A 623-nucleotide genomic window follows, 5' to 3' on the forward strand; every position below is an offset into this window, starting at 1 on the left:
CTGGCGTGCACCGCCTGCAAGGCCCGGATAGAGACCTGCGTATACACCTGGGTGGATTCCACGCTGGCATGGCCTAACATGGCCTGTATCCAGCGCAGGTCCGCTCCGTTCTCCAGCATCTGCGTCGCCATCGCATGCCGGAACAGGTGGCAGGCGCCTTTTTTCTCAATGCCGGCGGCCCGGATATAACCGCTCACGGCATGGGTGATACCGTTCGGCTGCAACCCGTCGAGACCGTCCATTGCCACGAACAGCGATTGGATGTCCGGGGTGACCAGCAGTTGCGGGCGAACCTGTTGCTGATAGAACTGGAGCCAGTTTAAGGCCCGTTCGCCGAGGGGCAATACCCGGTCTTTATTCCCCTTGCCCTGCCGGATGGTCACCGTTTTGCGTGACCCGTCAATGCTGTAGATATCGAGCCGGGCCACTTCACTGCGTCGTATCCCCGTTGACCAGAGCAGCTCCATCAGGGCCCGGTCGCGTACGCCCTGCAACGTATTCGGGTCAGGCAGCGACAGGATATGCTCGATTTCATCAATGCTCAGGATATACCGCGGCAGGCGTTTTTCTTCCCGCGGCAACTCAATGTCCGCTGCCGGGTTCGCCAGTATCAGGTTCTGTTT

General features: G+C 59.9%; 1 protein-coding gene. It reads right to left on the reverse strand.

Features of this window, described 5'->3' with window-relative positions; genetic code table 11:
- A partial coding sequence (gene xerC / locus Xbud_RS19260; RefSeq protein ID WP_145956694.1) for a site-specific tyrosine recombinase XerC occupies positions 1-623 on the reverse strand: 623 nt, incomplete at both ends.

The organism is Xenorhabdus budapestensis, assembly GCF_002632465.1.
Taxonomy (GTDB): Bacteria; Pseudomonadota; Gammaproteobacteria; order Enterobacterales; family Enterobacteriaceae; genus Xenorhabdus; species Xenorhabdus budapestensis.